General features: G+C 61.7%; 17 protein-coding genes. 10 read left to right on the plus strand and 7 right to left on the minus strand.

What is annotated here, in order from left to right:
- The first annotated feature begins 2 nt into the window (after positions 1 to 2).
- The 7 genes from ACO07N_RS06455 to phnN all read left to right on the plus strand — a co-directional run bounded on the left by ACO07N_RS06455 (position 3) and on the right by phnN (position 6,129).
- The gene (locus ACO07N_RS06455) at positions 3 to 1,124 is read left to right on the plus strand and encodes a carbon-phosphorus lyase complex subunit PhnI (RefSeq protein WP_421980234.1); all 1,122 of its coding nucleotides are present in this window, start codon (positions 3 to 5) and stop codon (positions 1,122 to 1,124) included.
- Positions 1,121 to 2,050, plus strand: a complete 930-nt coding sequence (locus ACO07N_RS06460) for an alpha-D-ribose 1-methylphosphonate 5-phosphate C-P-lyase PhnJ (protein ID WP_421980235.1) — start codon at positions 1,121 to 1,123, stop codon at positions 2,048 to 2,050. The genes ACO07N_RS06455 and ACO07N_RS06460 overlap by 4 nt, the downstream gene beginning before the upstream one ends.
- Entirely contained in the window at positions 2,047 to 2,835 is a 789-nt protein-coding gene (gene phnK / locus ACO07N_RS06465) for a phosphonate C-P lyase system protein PhnK (protein ID WP_421980236.1), read from the plus strand. Before ACO07N_RS06460 ends, phnK begins: the two co-directional genes overlap by 4 nt.
- A 16-nt stretch (positions 2,836 to 2,851) precedes the next feature.
- The gene (gene phnL / locus ACO07N_RS06470) at positions 2,852 to 3,556 is read left to right on the plus strand and encodes a phosphonate C-P lyase system protein PhnL (RefSeq protein ID WP_421980237.1); all 705 of its coding nucleotides are present in this window, start codon (positions 2,852 to 2,854) and stop codon (positions 3,554 to 3,556) included.
- A gap of 110 nt (positions 3,557 to 3,666) precedes the next feature.
- Positions 3,667 to 4,416: a DUF1045 domain-containing protein gene (locus ACO07N_RS06475; protein WP_421980238.1), complete on the plus strand. Its 750-nt coding sequence runs from the start codon at positions 3,667 to 3,669 to the stop codon at positions 4,414 to 4,416.
- Positions 4,413 to 5,558, plus strand: coding sequence for an alpha-D-ribose 1-methylphosphonate 5-triphosphate diphosphatase (locus ACO07N_RS06480; RefSeq protein ID WP_421980239.1), 1,146 nt, complete (start codon positions 4,413 to 4,415; stop codon positions 5,556 to 5,558). Before ACO07N_RS06475 ends, ACO07N_RS06480 begins: the two co-directional genes overlap by 4 nt.
- A complete protein-coding gene (phnN, locus tag ACO07N_RS06485; protein WP_421980240.1) occupies positions 5,551 to 6,129 on the plus strand; it encodes a phosphonate metabolism protein/1,5-bisphosphokinase (PRPP-forming) PhnN in 579 nt (192 codons plus the stop codon). Before ACO07N_RS06480 ends, phnN begins: the two co-directional genes overlap by 8 nt.
- A gap of 10 nt (positions 6,130 to 6,139) precedes the next feature.
- On the opposite strand, the gene ACO07N_RS06490 is transcribed toward phnN, so the two are convergent.
- Together ACO07N_RS06490 and ACO07N_RS06495 are read right to left on the minus strand one after the other, a co-directional pair.
- On the minus strand, positions 6,140 to 6,931 hold the full coding sequence (locus tag ACO07N_RS06490) for a ChbG/HpnK family deacetylase (protein ID WP_421980241.1): 792 nt from the start codon (positions 6,929 to 6,931) through the stop codon (positions 6,140 to 6,142).
- Positions 6,932 to 7,168: 237 nt separating this feature from the next.
- Entirely contained in the window at positions 7,169 to 7,411 is a 243-nt protein-coding gene (locus ACO07N_RS06495; RefSeq protein ID WP_421980242.1) for a hypothetical protein, read from the minus strand.
- Between the two features lie 67 nt (positions 7,412 to 7,478).
- Between ACO07N_RS06495 and ACO07N_RS06500 the strand changes: the two genes are divergently transcribed.
- Together ACO07N_RS06500 and ACO07N_RS06505 are read left to right on the plus strand one after the other, a co-directional pair.
- A complete protein-coding gene (locus ACO07N_RS06500) occupies positions 7,479 to 7,847 on the plus strand; it encodes a group I truncated hemoglobin (RefSeq protein WP_421980243.1) in 369 nt (122 codons plus the stop codon).
- Positions 7,844 to 8,902 carry an adenylate/guanylate cyclase domain-containing protein gene (locus tag ACO07N_RS06505; protein ID WP_421980244.1) on the plus strand — a complete coding sequence of 353 codons (1,059 nt, stop codon included), beginning with the start codon at positions 7,844 to 7,846 and terminating at the stop codon, positions 8,900 to 8,902. The genes ACO07N_RS06500 and ACO07N_RS06505 overlap by 4 nt, the downstream gene beginning before the upstream one ends.
- 63 nt (positions 8,903 to 8,965) lie before the next feature.
- On the opposite strand, the gene ACO07N_RS06510 is transcribed toward ACO07N_RS06505, so the two are convergent.
- The 5 genes from ACO07N_RS06510 to ACO07N_RS06530 all read right to left on the minus strand — a co-directional run bounded on the left by ACO07N_RS06510 (position 8,966) and on the right by ACO07N_RS06530 (position 17,092).
- A complete protein-coding gene (locus tag ACO07N_RS06510; RefSeq protein ID WP_421980245.1) occupies positions 8,966 to 11,857 on the minus strand; it encodes an AsmA family protein in 2,892 nt (963 codons plus the stop codon).
- Between the two features lie 148 nt (positions 11,858 to 12,005).
- Positions 12,006 to 13,163, minus strand: a complete 1,158-nt coding sequence (locus ACO07N_RS06515) for a DUF1513 domain-containing protein (protein ID WP_421980246.1) — start codon at positions 13,161 to 13,163, stop codon at positions 12,006 to 12,008.
- Positions 13,144 to 14,214, minus strand: a complete 1,071-nt coding sequence (locus ACO07N_RS06520; protein ID WP_421980247.1) for an imelysin family protein — start codon at positions 14,212 to 14,214, stop codon at positions 13,144 to 13,146. The genes ACO07N_RS06515 and ACO07N_RS06520 overlap by 20 nt, the downstream gene beginning before the upstream one ends.
- Positions 14,215 to 15,744, minus strand: a complete 1,530-nt coding sequence (locus tag ACO07N_RS06525; protein WP_421980248.1) for a di-heme oxidoredictase family protein — start codon at positions 15,742 to 15,744, stop codon at positions 14,215 to 14,217. It lies immediately after the preceding gene.
- 85 nt (positions 15,745 to 15,829) lie between these two features.
- Positions 15,830 to 17,092 (minus strand): imelysin family protein, encoded by a 1,263-nt coding sequence (locus tag ACO07N_RS06530; protein WP_421980249.1) that lies wholly within the window; start codon positions 17,090 to 17,092, stop codon positions 15,830 to 15,832.
- A 310-nt stretch (positions 17,093 to 17,402) separates the two neighbouring features.
- On the opposite strand from ACO07N_RS06530, the gene ACO07N_RS06535 reads away from it, so the two are divergent.
- Positions 17,403 to 17,879, plus strand: coding sequence for a TerB family tellurite resistance protein (locus ACO07N_RS06535; protein WP_421980250.1), 477 nt, complete (start codon positions 17,403 to 17,405; stop codon positions 17,877 to 17,879).
- Positions 17,880 to 17,911 lie beyond the last annotated feature (32 nt).

Genomic DNA, 17,911 nt, shown 5'->3' on the forward strand with positions numbered 1-17,911 from the left:
ACATGTATGTCGCCGTCAAGGGTGGCGAGAAAGCCATCCGCAACGCTCACAAGCTCCTGGCAAAGCGCCGCAGGGGTGACACGTCCGTACCGGCGCTGACGCTGGAACAGATCGCCGAACAGCTTGCCCATTCCGTTGCCCGCGTCATGGGCGAAGGCTCCCTTTACGACGAAACGCTTGCCGCCCTGGCAATCAAGCAGTCCCGGGGTGACCTGATCGAAGCCGCGTTCCTGATGCGCGCCTATCGCACCACGTTGCCGCGCTTCGGTTACAGCCAGCCCGTCGATACCGCACGGATGTTGGTGGAACGCCGCGTTTCGGCGACCTACAAGGATCTGCCGGGCGGGCAGGTGCTCGGCCCGACCTTCGACTACAGCCACAGGCTTCTCGACTTCGCGCTGGCCGCAGAAGACGATCACGCACAGCCGGCCGCCGAGACGGCACCCGTACAGGACGAGACCATGCCACGGGTGACCGATCTGCTCGGCGACGAGGGTCTTATGGAACCCGACCAGAGCGCGGACGAGGACACACCGGTCGGAGACCTGACCCGCGAACCGCTGTCCTTTCCGGCCGACCGGGACCTGCGACTGCAGAACCTGGCGCGCGGCGATGAGGGTTTTCTGCTCGCACTCGCCTATTCAACGCAGCGCGGGTACGGCCGCACGCACCCGTTTGCCGGTGAAATCCGCTACGGCGAAGTCGAGGTCGCCTTCTTCGCGGAGGAACTCGGCTTCGAGGTGACGCTCGGCACGATCAAGGTGACCGAGTGCCAGATGGTCAACCAGTTCAAGGGATCGGCCAAGGCGGCACCGACATTCACCCGCGGCTACGGGCTGGTGTTCGGGCAGGTCGAGCGCAAGGCCATGTCGATGGCCATGGTCGACCGGTCCCTGCGCTGGCAGGAACTCGGTGAAGAGCCGGTCGCCCCCGCACAGGACATCGAATTCGTGCTCTCTCATTCCGACAACATCCAGGCGACGGGTTTCGTCGAACACCTCAAGCTGCCCCACTATGTCGACTTCCAGGCGGAGCTCGATCTCGTGCGCCGCATGCGGGCGGAATGGTTTGAAAAACGCCGGCAGGAAGAAGCCGGCGACCCTGCCCAGGAGGCCGCAGAATGAGCGACACGGCACAGCTCTACGATCAGGGCGAATACAATTTCGCCTATCTCGACGAACAGACGAAACGCATGATCCGCCGCGCGATCCTGAAGGGGATCGCCATCCCGGGCTACCAGGTGCCGTTCGCCTCGCGCGAGATGCCGATGCCCTATGGCTGGGGCACGGGCGGCGTGCAGGTGACCGCCTCGATCCTCGGCAAGGACGATTGCCTCAAGATGATCGACCAGGGATCCGACGACACCACAAATGCGGTCTCGCTGCGCGGCTTCTTTGAAAAGACCGCCGGCATCCGGACGACCTTCGAAACCTCCGAGGCGACGGTCATCCAGACCCGGCACCGCATCCCGGAAAAGACCCTGACCGAAGACCAGGTCCTTGTGTTCCAGGTTCCGATCCCCGAACCGCTGCGCTTTCTGGAGCCGAGGGAAACCGAAACCCGGAAGATGCATGCGCTCGAGGATTACGGCCTCATGCACGTGAAGCTTTACGAGGACATCGCCAAGAACGGCCATATCGCAACCACCTATGCCTATCCGGTCAAGGTCAACGACCGGTACGTGATGGACCCCTCGCCGACGCCCAAGTTCGACAACCCGAAGATCGACGAAATGGCGGCACTGCAGCTTTACGGCGCCGGCCGTGAAAAGCGGATCTACGCGATTCCGCCCTACACCAAGGTCAGGAGCCTCGACTTCGAGGACTACCCGTTCGAGGTCCAGAAATTCGACAAGCCCTGCGGCCTCTGCGGCGCGGAAAACGTCTACCTCGACGAAGTCATTCTCGATGACAGGGGCGGACGCATGTTCGTCTGTTCCGACAGTGACTATTGCGAAGAGCGCCGCGCAGCCGGCCACCTCGGCCCGATGGCGGCCGATCCGGCCGCGGCCCAGATCGGCAGCACCAACCTCCAGGAGACGACCCGATGAGCGTGTTCGCTTCCGAAGACCCGCTTCTGCAGGTTCACAATGTCACCCGCTACTACGGCGACAGGATCGGCTGTGCGGACGTGTCGTTCGACCTCTGGCCCGGCGAGGTTCTCGCCGTCGTGGGAGAAAGCGGATCGGGCAAGACGACCCTGCTCAACTGCCTGTCCACCCGCCTCGCCCCGACGACGGGCGCGATCGAATACCGGATGCGTGACGGCACCATGCGAAATCTCTACCAGCTCACGGAAGCGGAGCGGCGTCTGCTGATGCGCACGGACTGGGGCTTCGTTCATCAGAACGCGGCGGACGGACTGCGCATGACGGTGTCGGCCGGAGCCAATGTCGGCGAACGGCTGATGGCTGTCGGCGAACGCCATTACGGCAACATCCGCGCCACCGCCGATGACTGGCTCGGCAGGGTGGAAATCGAAAGCGACCGGATCGACGACGATCCCCGGTCCTTCTCCGGCGGCATGCGCCAGCGTCTGCAGATTGCCCGCAATCTCGTGACACATCCGCGCCTTGTCTTCATGGACGAACCGACGGGCGGGCTCGACGTTTCGGTCCAGGCGAGGCTTCTCGACCTGTTGCGGCGTCTCGTGGCGGACCTCGGCCTGTCGGTCGTCATCGTAACCCACGATCTCGCCGTTGCCCGTCTGCTGTCGCACCGGATCATGGTCATGCGCCATGGCAATGTCATCGAGGCAGGTCTGACCGACCAGGTGCTCGACGATCCGCGCGAGCCCTATACGCAGCTCCTCGTATCTTCCATTCTTCAAGTCTGAGCGAGGTATCTTTCTCATGCCCGTCCGCCTCTATCTGAACAGTGTCTCGAAGTCCTTCACCATGCATTTGCAGGGCGGGACCGTCATCCCGGTCGTCGACAAGGTGGAATTCTCCGTAAACGCTGGAGAATGCGTCGTGCTCGGCGGTCCTTCGGGGGCCGGCAAGAGTTCCATCCTGAAGATGATCTACGGAAACTACCGCTGCGGCTCGGGCCAGATCCTGGTCACGATCGGCGACGACATCATCAATGTCGCCGCATCCGAGCCGCGCGAGATTCTGAAGCTGCGCGAAGACACGATCGGCTATGTCAGCCAGTTCCTGCGCACCATCCCGCGGGTTTCGGCCGAGGAAGTGGTGGCGGAACCGCTCGTGGCGCAAGGCTCCGGCGAAGCGGAAGCCGTCGACAGGGCCCGCGGCCTTCTCGCCCGGCTGAATGTGCCGGAAAGGCTCTGGACCCTGCCACCGGCAACCTTTTCCGGCGGCGAGCAGCAGCGCGTGAACATCGCGCGTGGTTTCATTGCCCACTACCCGATCCTATTGCTCGACGAACCGACGGCCTCGCTCGACGCCGCGAACCGGGCGGTCGTGGTGCGTCTCGTCCAGGAAAAGAAGGAACAGGGCGTGGCGATGGTCGGCATTCTCCATGATCAGGATGTGCGTGAGGAAATCGCCGACCGGATCATCGACGTCACCGCATTTGCCGCCGAAGCCGCCGCCTGAACGCCCAGGCAAACGAAACAGTTGCGGACGGGAGCAAACTGTCACAGAACAGTCACCTCCCGCCGTTACGCCAGCCTCCTGGCCTTGGAAACAAAATCCGTGATACCGACATGCGCTACGCGATCTATTTTGCCGCCGATGCTGACGACACCCTGATGCGGCTGGGCAACGCCTGGCTCGGGCGCGAGCCGCTTGGCGGGGAGGGCGCGAGCATGCCCGGTCCCGCCGGCATGAGCGCCGCCCGCTTTCATGACCTGACTGCCAGCCCACGCCGCTACGGCTTCCACGGAACGCTGAAAGCACCCTTTCACCTGAAGCCCAGCGTGGATGAGGCCGGTCTGGTCACCACCTGCAAAGAGTTCGCATCCGAAATCGCCCCCTTCCGGATCGCCGGCCTGAACGTCAACCGTCTCGGGAAATTTCTCGCACTGACACCGGACCGGTCCGAACCCGACCTTGCCGCCTTCGCGGCCCTGTGCGTGCGCCAATTCGAACCGTATCGCGCACCCCTGTCGGAGGCCGATCTTGAGCGGCGCCGCGCGAGCAATCTGACCCCGAAACAGGACACCTACCTCACCGGCTGGGGATACCCTTATATTTTCGACGAGTTCCGGTTTCACATGACCTTGTCGAACAAGCTCGACAACGAGGACGAGGCCAACGCACTCGCGGAAGCGGCAAAATTCCACTTTTCCGAGGTGACCGGCAGGGAGCGCCTGTGCGGCTCCTTCGCCCTCTACCAGGAACCGGAGCGCGGCGCTCCGTTTGACGTTCACACCGTGTTTCAGCTGACCGGCACCACGCCTGCAAGGTCGGCGGAAACCCCGTCCGCCCGACCGATCGACAGGGAGAATGCATGACCACGCATCCAAAAGTCTTCAAAAACGCCCGTCTTGTTCTTGCAGACGAGGTGATTGACGGGTCCCTGAGCGTGCATACCGGCGGTACCATCGAAGCTGTTGCAACCCCGAGCAATGTCGACGGGCATGACTGCGAGGGTGACTATCTGCTGCCCGGGCTGATCGAGCTGCACACCGACCATCTGGAAACGCACTACGCGCCCCGGCCGAAGGTGCGCTGGAACACGGTCTCCGCTGTTCAGGCCCATGACGCCCAGATCGCCTGCGCCGGCATCACAACGGTCTTCGATGCGCTCCGGGTGGGAATGGATGAAGATGCGGATCTGCGCTATTCCGACATGCGCGCGCTTGCCGATGCGATCGAGACGGGCCAGCGCGAACACCGTCTGCGCGCGGACCACTTCATCCATCTGCGCTGCGAAGTCTCCGCCCCCGATGTCCTGAGCGCTTACGAAGTCTTCCAGGAGGATGACAGCATCCGCCTGATTTCGCTCATGGATCACACGCCCGGCCAGAGACAGTTCGTGTCCCTGAACGCCTACAAGACCTACTACCAGGGCAAGAAGGGTTTCTCCGACGCGGAAATGGACGAGTTCATCCGCCGCCGTCAGGCCCGCGCAAGCGGTCTTGCCCCCGACAATCGCAGGAAGCTGTCAGCGATCGCGCAGGAAAAGGGGATCGCGATCGCCAGTCACGACGATGCGACCCTGGACCACGTGGAAGAGGCCGTTGCGCTGAAGACGAAGATTGCCGAGTTTCCGACGACGCTCGAAGCCGCCAGAGCATCCCACGAGGCGGGCATGGCGGTCCTGATGGGGGCGCCGAACGTCGTACGCGGCGGCTCGCACTCCGGCAATGTATCCGCCCGTGAACTGGCCGAAGCAGGTTATCTCGACGTGCTTTCTTCCGACTATGTGCCCGTATCCCTCGTCCAGGCGGCCTTTCAGCTCGCCGACGAAATCGAGACCATCGATTTGCCCGAAGCCGTCGCCATGGTGACGTCCAGCCCGGCGCGCGCAATCGGGCTTACCGACCGGGGCAGCCTTGCACCGGGACTGCGCGCGGACATGATACAGGTCAGGCTCGTCGGCAACGTCCCGATCGTGCGCGGTGTCTGGCGCGAGGGCAGACGCGTTGCCTGATGCTGCCACAGGGCCGGATCAAAAGCTCGGACCGGGCCGGATGGTGCTGGTTGTCGGCCCGAGCGGGGCCGGCAAGGACACCTTGATGTCCGCGCTCCGGGACAGACTGAAAGACCACGCCGGCGTGCACTTCGCCCGACGGGCAATCACCCGGGAATGCGACCCGGAGGCGGAAGACCACGAAACCCTGACCCGCCCTGAATTCGACAGGCTGGTCAGCACAGGTGAAACGGCGCTTTCCTGGGAAGCGCACGGGCTTGGCTATGTCATACCGCAAGCCTGTGACGCCCGCATCCGCGCCGGCGATACGGTGATTGCCAACGGGTCAAGACGCGTGCTGCAGCGCGCGGCGGACAAGTATCAAACCGCCATTGTTCTGCTGATCACCGCGCCGGTCGACATTCTTGCAGACCGTCTGGCCGCACGCGGGCGTGAAAGCAAGGCGGATATTGCAAAACGCCTTGAGCGCGCGGACCTGGAACCGCAGGACGTCGCCAATCTCGTCCGCATCGACAACACCGGCACCATCGAAGACGGTGTCGAACGCATGCTGCGCGCTCTGGATCTCTAGGGTCTGAACCCTACAGATCCCGGTAGCTGATCAGCTCGATCCCGAGACGGTCGATCTCGCGCCGGACCGCAGGACTGGTGAGCGTCTCCAGACAGGTGACCCGGTCCGCGCGTACGTCCTCGTATCCCGGATGGCCCAGGCCGGCCAGTTCACTGCTATCGACCGCAGGATGATCGATGAAAATGTGTGTCCCGGGCGCAAGACCGCCCAGCGCTTCCACGAAGGACACTACGCGGGCCTCGCTGTCCCGCGGATGTGCAGGATAGGGAACGAACCTCGGCAGTCCGTCCTTGAACGGATCGTCCAGAAGTCCGAATTCGGCACAGAGCCCTGAGACAACGTCACCCAATCCCGCATCGAAATCGGCAAAGTGCCGCACCATGTGACAACTGATATGCGAGGCACCGGGGAAGAGATCGAGCCCATGTTCGATCTGGGCCCTGAATTCCGCGGCAACTTCTTCGATGCTCCATCGTCCGCCGCTCAGGGAGGGCCGGTCGTCACCGGGCCGGTCCTGCAACAGCGGCAGGAAGTTGCCATACCGGTCGACAAGGCTCGGAGCGTGTGTCAGCGGGCGCCATTTCACGCCGTCCCATTCGCTGGTCAGCGTCAGATGAATGCCGATATCGACGTCGGGACGGTCCTTGAAAAGCCGCGCCGCATCCGCCACCCAGGCACAGGGCATCATCACTTCGACACTGCGCGCGATGCCCTCGATGTTGGCCTTTAGGCACCCCTGGTTGGAGGCCCGGCAGGATCCCGCATCGTCGGCACGCACGAGCAATCTGACTTTCTCCGCCACGACCCGTAACCCCGCTTGTGTCCGGAAAGATCAAAGCACAGTCGGCCCGGCTTGTGCGAACTGTCATTGCCATGAATTGACGCATCCGAAAGGACCAACCAAATTAATGAGTCCTGACCCTAGCGTCGAGCTTGCGAATACGTGCAAGATCGAGAATTTGATGAATATTTGTGCAAGCTCAAAAATCTACAACTAAAGATCCAAAAACCTTTTCTTTGAGTGCACACTCGCCTAGGGTCAGGACTCATTAATTTGGTTTAATTGGCGCAGCAAACGGCAATGAGCTGCAAGGAAAAGCGCGACAAGCGGGCTTCCTGCCCGGTTGAGCGGTTTGACGTAGCGGATCGAAGCCGTTTTTGCGTCCCTTAGGGATAGGGTGAATTCGCCCGGCAACGTCGTTGCAAATCTTTGGAAACCGGACGGTTTCCCGCAGCTTTGCGCCTCGTATCCGAACAAATTCATCCCTACCAATTCATCCAAATTTATGGGTCCTGACCCTAGTCTGACTTTCTTTAAGGCAAGTCGCTAACATTTGAGTATCCCAGGTATGTCCAAGGCGCTTTTTGATAAATACGGCGGCTTCAAATCTATCAGCCGTATCGTAATGGACTTCTACGACAAGGTGCTCGACTCTGATCGGATCGGAGATTTTTTCGACGGCATCGACATGCCGAAACTGATCGACCACCAGACCAAGTTCATTTCGGCGCTTCTCGGCGGACCCGTTTCCTATTCGGACGAACGCCTGCGGCGCGCACACGCGTCGCTTGATCTGACCCATGAGGATTTCGACGAGATTCGCAGGCTCCTGAGCGAGACCCTGTCCGAGCATGGCTTTTCGCCGCAGGACATCGAGACGGTCATGATCGAAATCGAGGCGCGGCGGACAAGCATACTGTCAACGGGCGTGTCATGAGCATCACGGCCATCAATCAGCAGCTCCTGCGCGCGATCGGTGTCGGGATCGCCGTCGTGCGCGGTGATGATCTCCAGTTCATTTTCAGCAATGCCCCGTTTGCCGAATGGTTCGGCAAACCGGAGGCCGGCGCTTCCCTGCAGGAGGTGTTGCCCGATATCGATGTCGATGAAGTCCGCACCGCGATGGAGCAGACCGGGCGCTACAACGGCGAGATCTCGGTCAAGCTGAAGCGGCGCACGCTTGTGATCGCATTGGCCATTTCAAGCGCCGACGCGGAAGCAAGCGACCTGCTTGTTGTCGAGTGCCAGAACATCACGCGCATCCGCGAACTGGAATCGATGATCGACAGCTATTCCTCGATGGTCGAACGCAACACGCGGGAACTGGAACGCGAAAAGGAACGCGTCGAGCGCCTCCTTTTGAACCTGATGCCACGCACGGTCTATGAGGAATTCAAGACCTTCGGCGTGGTCACGCCCCAGCTCTACGACAGTGTCTCGGTGGTCATGCTGGACTTTGTCAATTTCACGAAGTTCTCCGCGAACCACGACCCGACGGTGACCCTGGGCGAACTCAACGATATCTTCACCGCCTTCGACCGCATCGCGGAACAGTTCGGGTGTGAACGGATCAAGACGATCGGCGATGCCTACCTGGCCGTCGCCGGCATGCCGGAACCGTCACCGGATCACATGCGGGCCGTCGCCAATTGCGCCGTCCGATTCATCCGGTATCTGGAACGCCGTAACCAGAGCCACCAGTACAAATGGGAAGCGCGCATCGGTCTGGGCACGGGGTCGGCGGTCGGGTCCGTCGTGGGCATCCAGAAATACGTCTACGACGTCTTCGGTTCGGCGGTGAACCTGGCGGCGCGCCTGCAGGCATTCGCCAATCCCATGTGCGTGGTCGCTCCCGATTCGATGAAGGAATACCTGGTCGAGGAGTTCCATCTCGATGACCTCGGCAAGCAGGAGGTGCGCAGTTTCGGGGAAATGCGCCTGATGCGGGTCAGCCCCGGTATCGAGCTGACGCGCAAGACCGGACGGTTCTGACCGGCGCCGGCGCATGGCGCCTGGCCACGCGCAGAGCGGCAGTGTGCGAGCGACGCCGGCGCGTCAGTTGTTGTCTTCTTCCTTCTTCCGCCCCAGGACGCTGCCGAGCAGCCCCGGCGGCAATCCGAACCCTTCCTCGACCGCCTGCAGCACTTCCTGGTCGTCGACCTCGCCGTCGATCACTTTCTGCACGTCGATCTGGGTCCGCCCGCCCGTCGCTCTGCGGATGGTCTCGTTGGCCGTCTCCACGAGTTCCTGGGGCGCATCCTTGTTGCCCTGCAGGATCGACATCAGCTCACCGCCCGTTTCCTGCAGTTGCTTGTAGGCCGCCTTGGGATCCTTGAGGATCCCGGCAATGTCCGGATAGATCTGCGGATCGTTCCAGGATCCCTTGATCACGATCGGAACCCCGAGACCGGCCATCTTCTTGTCCTCGCCCTTGCGGCGCGGCATCGGCGGCTGTCCTTCGAGCGTCGGCACGATGTTCGGTTCAACGCGCCAGTCGAGGCTCTGACCGGGAAGATCAGTGGTTCCGCTGCCGGTCATCCGCATCAGCGGCCCGACCATCGCAAGATCTTCCGTCCGGGCAATACCGTTCTGAATACTGAACGATGCGCTCAGGGAACTGAAATCCGTCTTTTCCGATGGATTCTCCTGCCAGCCAAGCAAGGTTTCGACGGACAGGCCGCGCACCATTTTCGGAATATTGATGCCCCGGATCGCACCATCCATGAATTCGTAGCTGGCGGCACCAGCCAGTCCCTGGACCAGCGCGAGTTGCGACCCGCCGCTGGAGGTTACGTCGAGATTGATGGCGGTCTTGCCCTCGATCCATTCGAAATCCGCTGCGTCGCGCAACAGCGGATATGCACTCAGGCCCGACAGCGTGAAACGCGCGGCCAGCTTTGGCGTCTGCGATGTACCGTCCAGCGTCACCGTGCCGTTTCCGGACCCGTCATAGAGCGCCAGCTTCTCCAGATTGGCGGTCAGCACGCCATTTTCGATATTGGCGGACAGGGTGCTTTCATCGATCTTGATCTTGTTCCAGCGGATCTGGCCGGCAGTGACCTTGAAGTCGACATCTGCGGCCCGAAGCCCGGAAAAGTCGATCGGATCGCTGCTCCAGCCGGCCGAGACGGATTGACCGGCGCCCGCATTGTTGCCGCCACCGCCGCCGGACGAACCTGCGCCCGCAGCGCCGCCGCCGGATGCCGAAGCGGCATCGCCGAGGTAGGGATCGAGAACCAGTTCCCGCAGCGCAAGACGCGCCGTCACCTTGGGTTTTCCGCCAAGGGCGATCCGGCCGTTTGCCTCGCCGCTTGTCTGATCGAGCGTGAACCGGGTTTCTTCGAAGGAAACCGCATCCGGTTGAATGCCGAAGATGCCGGAAGCCTTGAATGTCTTGAGACCGCCACCGGGGCCCAGCGGCTGACCAAGCCACGCCATGAGACCCCTGAGATCGGCCGTATCGACATTGACCGCACCGTCAATATTACCCGGCAGCACAACCTGACCCGCGAATCCCGCGCTCACCCTGTTACCCTTCAGGGAGACGGAGACCGGCGCGGCGTTTCCGGCCAGCAGGCTCGCCGTATCCGCTTCGCCGGCAACGCTGAACGCTTCGCCGCGCCAGGCAAGCGCGCCGCTGAGCGAAATCGGATTTTCGAGACCCTGCAGGTCGAGATCAAGCGCCAGATTGGTCAGCCGGTCAGCCTCCGGATCGCCGACCGTCGAGGCAAGGCCCAACCCGCCCACCTCGCCGTCGGAGATGGACACGGACCCGTTCATGTCGAGCCCGGCCACCAGTTCGGCACCGGTCAGCCCGACCGTTTCAAAGGCCAGATCGGCACTCAGGTTCCCGCTTGCGGGCAGATCCCGTCCGGCGAGCATCAAGAGGTCCTTGATCGACCCATCCTTGAGGACGAGCCGGCCCGACACTTCGGGAACGAGACCGGACAGGTCCGCGTCCGCGGCGCCGCCGAGCGACAACTGACCGAGGACCAGGTGAAGGTCGGCAAGGGAAACGGCAGCCTCCGTGCCAGACAGCTTCGCATCGAAAGAAAAAGCGCCCGGGTCGGCATCGAGCGTTTGCCCGGCAAGTTCCGCCAGAGCCTTGAGCGACGGGCCGGCGGAGGTGATCTCGAGCTGCGTGCGGACCGGTTCAAGCCCCGCCTCTCCCGAGACGGTGAATGTGTTCTCACCCGTCGACACCGTCAGATCCAGAGGCACCTGCTCGCCCGTCGCCATGCCGAGCGGGTTCTCAAGCCCGCCGGCAACGCTGATCGGGATGTCCTGAAGAACGAAACTCGACGTCAGATCGACTTTGCCGGACAGATCGGGGGCGGAGAGCGAAAGATCGAGGTCACTGACCTTTATCGGTGTGTCCTGTGAGGCGTCTTTGTAAGTCAGTGTGCCGCCGCTGATTTCAAGGCTGTCGACACCGATGCTCTTCAGGTAGCTTCCCGATGGCGCCCCTGTTTCGGTTCCGGCCGTCTGCGTCGCGGTTCCGGTGTTGCCCTGTTCCGGGGTCGCAGCAGTCTCCGCGTTTCCGTCGCCAAGGCCGAGATCACGGCGCGGCTCCCAGCTTGTCGATCCGTTCGGGCTCACTTCCAGGTAAATGTCCGGGTTGTCCAGGCTGATGCCGGTGATCTGTATGTTGCCCGAAAGCAACCCGCCCCAGGCCAGCCCGAACTCCATCCTGTCGGCCCTGGCAAATTCGATACCGTGCGCGCCCGCTTCGCCGGACAGACCGATGTCGCGCGCATCGAGCGTGAACCCCGGAAAAAGAGACAGGGAGACGGGGCCGTCCAGCCGGACGCGCCAGCCAAGGCGCTTGTCCACCTGTTCGACCACCTGACGTTTGATCTCGTCCTTGGGCAGGAAAAGCGGGACGATCAGAACGATCGCCACCAGCAAGATCACCAGACTGCCCAGCCCGATCAAAAGACGTCGCATGTTTCAGCGTCTCCTTTCGCGAATCGGCTCCAATGTAGACCAAACGGCCGTTCATCCACACCCACACTGCACCCTGAATTTGACAAAAGCAGGAAACGGAACGAATGCGCAACCGAAGAGGGCGGTTCATCGACGGATTTCAACCGGCTCAGGCAATGGCGACCAGGTGGTTGTCCCAGGAAAAACCGGGGGGACGCGACAGAACCTCGAGGGGTTCGTCCGGTTCGCCGACATAAGACACGCCGCCGTTCCCGTCCGAGATTAGAAACCCACCTTGATCGGTCGGCGCAACACCGCATCCGTCCGGGATGGATTGCACCCCGAGAAATTTCCCTGTCCCGGCACTCCAGAAGAGGGTGTGCCCGCCACGCGGCGCCGACGTGGCGATGACATCGCCGTGTCCGTTCGCGGTTACGGAACCGATGTAGTTTCCAAGTTTTCCGGCGAAAGGCTGCGGCACATCGATCGTCCGTGGCACGTCGTCCTTGGCGATGACCGCAACGAGCGGCGGCGCGTCCGAAGCCGGGCCTTCATACTGCCCGCCAACCCAGGCCCGTCCCTCTGCATCCAATGCCATGTGCCGGAGGGACAGTTGATGCAGGGCCGCGTCCAGGCGATGGACCGCCAGCAGATTGCCCGTGGCAGCATCAATGAAGGCGACGGACGGCTGCATCGTCTCCAGGTTCAGCTTTTCGCGGCCCGTTTCGGGATGTGTTGCGATGCCCCCGTTGGCGACGACCAGCGTCGTTCCGCCGGCAGAAAGCGCGATATCGTGCGGTCCGATCCCATAACTCGGGATTTCGCCGATCCTGCGCGGCGGCCGCCCGCTGACGTCATAGACGCCGATAACACCGCGGTTCGCCGCGAAGTCGTTTTCAACCGCATAGAGCAGCCGCCCATCGGCCGAAAAACACCCATGTCCGTAGAAATGCCGTCCCGGCTCGGCAACGAGCATCCCCGGGCTTACGTCCTCGAAGGGCCGGACGAGAATGGCAAACGTTCCCGGTCTACGCGCGAAGGCGACGAACCGCTGCCGGTCTGGCGAGACGGCAATCCCGTGCCCCCGGCCGGGCAGCGTTATCCTCGCCAGAACCGTGCCATAGTCATCCAGCAGACCGATGCCGTAGCTGCCGTCAGCCATCTTGCAGGCGCTGGCGAACAGCGCCGCATCATCGCCCGCGCGCCGCTCAAGCAGACTTTCCGCCAGTGGCGAGCCCGGAAAAGCAGGCGCTGCGGCCAGTCCGCCAAGGGCTGCCAGAAACCCCCGGCGCGAAAATGCGGTCCGTCTAGTCTCCGTCAAGGGCATTGAACCCTCCGGCAAGACCAAGTGCACCGGCAACGCCGTCAGTCATCAACTCCTGTATGGACGAGAGCGTGATCGAAAGCGCGGCGACACGATTGTAGTTTCCGCCCTCCGCAAACGTCTTGCGAAGAGGTTTTTCGAGCGCCGCAAGATAATTTCCGGCATTCGTGAATTCGAACCCCAATGTATCCAGGGTCCACTGGTCCGCCGGAGGCATCAGCGGTTTGAGATCCATGCTGAGAAGCGCATCGTGAATGCCGTTCAGTTCTCCCGTCAGATAGACCACACTGTTGCCCGACCGGGAAAACGGAAACCGTCTTGGTTTCGCCTTGTCTTCCGACTGTCCTAGCGCCGGGATGATGTCCTGGTCCTTGGCGATCGTGACGCCGGTCGCCAAGGCGTTGTACACCGCTTCGAGAGCCTCCTTTCCCGATCGGTACCTGTCGCTTTCCGGTCCGGCGGACAGCAATTGCAGACTGAAACCGTCCGGATCTGCCCAGTCGGCCGCAGCCGCCTCCGCGATCTCCGCGACATTCGCGGCAATGGCGAGAGCGTAACCGCAGGTGTAGTCCCTGTCTTCTCCCGAATGCCCGAGCGTGACGGTCGTGTCCGTGTCAAAGGCAATCAGTTCGAGGGCCGTCAGGCTTTGCACCGCAACGCTCTTCTTGCCGAGGCTTTGCGCTGACAGCACGCTCGGATCTTTCGTTACATAGAGCTTTCTGATCTGCCGTTGTGCCCTGCCGCGCGGGTCCGGCCGGAAAGACAGGCGGCTGAGCCTGTCGTCGTCGAGCAGCGGCCCGAAACGCAGGAACTGGATGCGCGAGAAGTCCCGAACGGTATCCGAAAACACCTTTTGAAACGCGCCGCGATGGACTGCGGTTCCTGCCGTGCAAAGCGTGGAAACAGCGTCGGGCAAGCCGAATGCGGTCTCGGCAAAGGCAGCTGTTGCCGGGCGGATATAGCCGGTGATCAGGCCTTCGAGCGGCGGGTTGAAGTCTGCCGCATTGACGGCTGACGTTCCGGTCAGAAACGCGGTCAGGATCAGGTATTTCATCTAAAGCGACTCCAAAAAGCGAATCAGTGCCCGTCGCCGGTCCGGCGCCATTGCGGCGACCTTGTCCCGGGCAGCCCGCGCTTCACCGCCGTGCCAGAGCACGGCTTCAAGCAAATTCCGGGCACGCCCGTCATGCAGGAACCGCGTGTGGCCGTTGACGGCTTCCGTCATGCCGATGCCCCAAAGCGGCGGCGTGCGCCACTCGCGCCCATTGGCATCTCCGACCGGGCGATGATCGGCAAGACCTTCACCCATGTCGTGCAGCAGGAGGTCGGTGTAGGGCCAGATCAGCTGAAACCGGTGTGCCGGGTTGTCCGCGTTCCGGCTGGTGACGTATTTCGGCCGGTGACAGGCAACGCAGCCGGTTTCGTAAAACACCTGTTTGCCCGCCAGTACGTCCGTATCGTCAAAGTCGCGGCGCGTGGGGACCGCCAGGTTTTCCGAATAAAATGTCACCAGCTCCATGACCGGATCCGGCGCTTCGGAAACACCCAGGTCTTCCTGCGCGCCATGCGGCATGGCCCGGCAAGCCGCCTGCGCGTCGGTGCAGTCACCGAAATTGTCCGGCAGGTCGGGTGTGCTGATGCCGATGTCGCCTGAAAACGCACCTGCGGTCTGCGCCCGGATCGTTGGATTGGAGGCCTTCCAGCCGAACCGGCCGACAGTGAGGTCGCCGGTGGCCGGATCACGCACGCGGCTGACTTTCCCCGATATTCCGTCACCATCAACATCCTCCGGGTCCGCCAGCGACTGAATGTCTCCCGGGTGAATGGCCTGCAACAGCCCGAGCCCGATCATGGGCGGTGCGACACGCGGCGAGATCAGGGTATCGGGATGCATCTCGCCGAACCCCAGATCGCGGATCCTGTAGACAGGCTTTTGCAGCACGGCCGTCTCACCCCCGCCGAGCGGAACGACAATATCCTCGGTCTCGATATCGAAGCGGCCTTCACCGGCAAGGCCATGCACCGCAAAGGCCTGAAATTGGCCGCCATAGGTTGGTTCGGGCACACGCAGGATCTCTTTTGCCGCCAGCGCTTTTTTCTGCGCATCCGATTGCGGTGGGATCGACAGACGCAGAAACAGCGACACCGCTTTTTCACCGGGCAGCGGAGGCCGCCCGCGCCCGTCCTTCAGGTGGCATCCCTGGCACGAGCGCGCGTTGTAGAGCGGACCGAGCCCGTCGGACGCACGGGTCGACGATGGAGAAGACGTCCAGAGTTTCTTGAAAAGTCCGTTGCCGACCTTGAAATCATGCTGCTCTTCAAAGCTCAGATTGGCATTTGCGTGGGAAAACGCATCCCTGCTCGGGCGGCGTGTCGAGGTTCCGGCACCGCCCTGCATCGGCTCGAAGCGTTCCGGTCTATCGAACTCCGCAGGTGGGGCCAAGACCCTGGAGATCCTGGCCTTGTCGTCCGCCGTCAGATCATCCCGGTGGGAAAACCCGCCATCTGCGGCGGCAGGGAGAGCGGCAAGGCAAATGCAAAACAGGGCGCTGTTCAGCGCCATCAACCGAAGCCCCAGTCTCATAAATCGCATCCTGATTGTGATCTGCGAGCCCCAATTCGCAAATGGAAACGTCAGGCGGCCCCGAAGACCGCCTGACATGGTGTCTTCATTCGAAAACGGCGCCCGGGTTGTCGAGGCTGTCCGACCCTTCAAACGCAATCGCGTCCAGGCCGAGAACCTTCACCACACGTTCGATTGAAGCGGTCTGGTCGACCAGGGCATCGACAGCGGCCTGAACCACGGCATTGCCCTCTTCGTTGCCTTCGCCGATCATCTGGTCGTAGGCTTCGCCGCCGTCCGCGCGCGCCTTCATCACCTCGAAGGCGGCCAGTGTTGCATCGAGCTTCAGCTTCATTTCTTCGGCAAGCTCCGGGTCCTTTTCAGCGACCATATCCGCAAGGGACGCACCCGAGACATTGTTGCCGAGCGGGCTAGCATAGGACCCGAAATAGACATTGCGGATGCCGATGACGTCGTTGAGATGCGACATGTGCGTGTTGTCCGCGAAACAGTCGTGCTCTTCTTCCGGATCATGCAGCAGCAGGCCGAGCTTGATGCGCTCACCGGCCAGTTCGCCGTAAGACAGCGAACCCATGCCGGTCAGGATCGTTGCAAGACCGCCGGTCTCGCCCTTTGCCGCCAGCTCTTCGCGGGCTGCACCACCGGGCTGCCAGGCCGCGGCCATGTCTTCCAGATCGGAAATCAGAAGATCGGTGACCGCGCGCAGGTACTGGATCCGGCGCTCACAGTTGCCACCGGTGCAGTTTTCCGGATCGAAATCGGTTGCCGGCCGCGCCCCTGCACCCGCATCGGTGCCGTTGAGATCCTGGCCCCAGAGCATGAATTCGATGGCGTGGTAGCCGGTGACCACGTTGGCCTCGACTTCACCGGCTTCCTGCAACTGGTCTGCAAGAAGAGAGGCAGTGATTTCGCTTGCGTCGATCGTCTCGCCGCCGGCCGTCAGGGACGGATTTGCGATCAGGTTGGCAGCGTAGAACGGGTTTTCCTCTGAGTCTTCGCCGTAGGATGCGTCGACATAGTCAATCAGGCCTTCGTCGAGCGGCCAAGCATTCACCTTGCCTTCCCAGTCATCCACGATGGCATTGCCGAAACGGTAGGCTTCGGTCTGCTGGTAAGGGTTGCGTGCCGCGATCCAGGCAGCCCGCGCGGCGTCCAGGTTTGCCTCGCTCGGCTCGGCTAGAAACGTGTCGATGGCAGCCTTCAGTTTTTTGGCGGTCGCGAGAGAATCGGCGTAGCTCGCCTGGGCGATGTCGCCGTAGGTCGACAGAATGTCGGCAGGCGCTGCCGCCATCGCAGGTGTGACCAGCATGGCCGCAGCAGTCAGCAACCCAGCCTTGAGTGATGTCATGGGTGAATCCCCTTTTTCGATGCAACCGGGGGCATGAAACATTGCCCCGTAATTTTGCGAGAAATCTGAAAAGCGCGACGCAAGGAAAGTCAGCGCCCTCAGGTTGAAACCATTTCATGAAGGTAATTGTCAAGTTTAAAATCAAGAAAAATCAATACTTTAGAATGATTCAAAAAAGTTGAGTAGAAAATACCGGATTTCATTCCCACTTTGGATTCATGGGCGGTTTTAACAAGTCTTTGATGCTCCGACGGGAATGGTATAGCTATTGGACCCCAAGACGGGACGCCGAAGACAGGAAGAAAAAGATATGCTGAGTGCGCTCAAAAGCTTCGTCCGGGAGATCACGTTTGGTGACAACGGCAAGAAAACCTTTGCGGAAGACGACAAGCGTCTGGCCGCCGCCGCCTTGCTGTTTCACCTGGTCGATATTGACGGCGTCATCGAGGAAAGCGAAAGCGCAAAACTGAGGGAAATCCTCCAACAGCATTACGAGCTCACCGACAAGGAAACGTCCGAGCTGATTGCGGCTGCAAGACAGCGCGACGAGGAGGCCGTTGATCTCTACGGGTTCACCTCGGTTCTGAAAAGAACCACCGACGAGGAAGAGCGGCTCGCTATCGTCGAAATGATGTGGGAGATCGTTTACGCCGACGGACACGTCCACGAATTCGAGGACAATACGATCTGGCGTGTTGCCGAACTCCTTGGCGTTTCGACCCGCGACCGCATGACCCTTCGTCACAAGGTGGCCCAGACCGCACCTGAGGAAGAAGAGGGTTCCTAGGAAAATCTGGCAGGCCCCAGTGCACAACCGAA

The organism is Roseibium sp., assembly GCF_965229775.1.
GTDB lineage: Bacteria > Pseudomonadota > Alphaproteobacteria > Rhizobiales > Stappiaceae > Roseibium.